Source organism: Herbaspirillum lusitanum P6-12, assembly GCF_000256565.1.
Taxonomy (GTDB): Bacteria; Pseudomonadota; Gammaproteobacteria; order Burkholderiales; family Burkholderiaceae_D; genus Herbaspirillum; species Herbaspirillum lusitanum.
This window is the reverse complement of the sequence record NZ_AJHH01000284.1, coordinates 1-967: the sequence shown is the minus strand read 5'-3', so window position 1 is coordinate 967 and position 967 is coordinate 1. Positions and strand designations below refer to the sequence as shown.

General features: G+C 61.6%; 1 protein-coding gene. It reads right to left on the bottom strand.

Annotated features, from left to right (window positions below):
- Positions 1–857 (bottom strand): ABC transporter substrate-binding protein (locus HLUSI_RS0109115; protein WP_016833677.1); only part of this gene is annotated, 857 nt, incomplete at its 3' end.
- Positions 858–967: the final 110 nt, after the last annotated feature.

Here is a 967-nt window from a genome sequence, read left to right as displayed (position 1 = left end):
TCCAGGGTTATATATTCCAGCAACACTAGATATTCGATCCAGTCGACCTGGCCGGACAGCAAGGCGGCGGTGCGCGAGTTGGCTTCCGGCAGCGGCAGCATCACCACCTTGTCGATTTGCGGGCGGCGTTTGGCGTCCCAGTATTCCGGATTCCTGGCCAGTTCCAGACGCTCGCGCGGCACGAACTTGGTCATCTTGAACGGACCGGTACCGGAGGCATCGGCGGCAAATGCAGCCCAGGCTTGCTTGGCGCGCTCGGCCTTGTCGGTCACCGAACCCGGCACGGCGGCCAGCTTCTTGGCCCACTGCAGCGGCGAGGCCATGAACAGGTTGGTCAGGTTGATCGGCAGGAAAGAGTCCGGTTCGGAGGTGGTCAGCTCGACGGTGAGGTCATCGATCTTCTTGGCAGTGCGCAGCGTCGGCATGCGCGATGCGGTCACGCCGACCTGGCTGGGATCGAAGTTGGGCGCGTCCTTGTCGAGCACCTTGGCGACGTTCCACACCACCGCGTCGGCGTTGAAGGCGGAGCCGTCATGGAACTTGACGCCGGGGCGCAGCTTGAAGATCCATTTGGTCTTGTCCTTGGCGTCGACCGCCCAGGACACGGCCAGGTCGGGAATCACTTCGCTGGCCTTGTCGGCCTTGGACAGATCCCATTGCGTCAGGCTGTCGTACATCGGAATGCCGGTGAAACGATTGCCTTCGAAGCCCTGGTCGGGCTGGCCCAGGGTGCGCGGAATGTCGCCTGCGGTCATGGCGATGCGCAGCACTTTTTCAGCGTGCACGCCGACCGAGGTGAGCAAGCCGAAAGCCAGCGTACAGGCCAGAGTGATTGCGCTTGGTTTGGTCAGTTTCATGTCGATGCTTCCTTTTGTTGTTGAGGACGGCGAAGGGTGATGCTTACGGGCTTGAGGTCGTGAAAAAAACGCTTGATCAGGGTTGGAGAAACTCGATGCCGGCGCGCGCG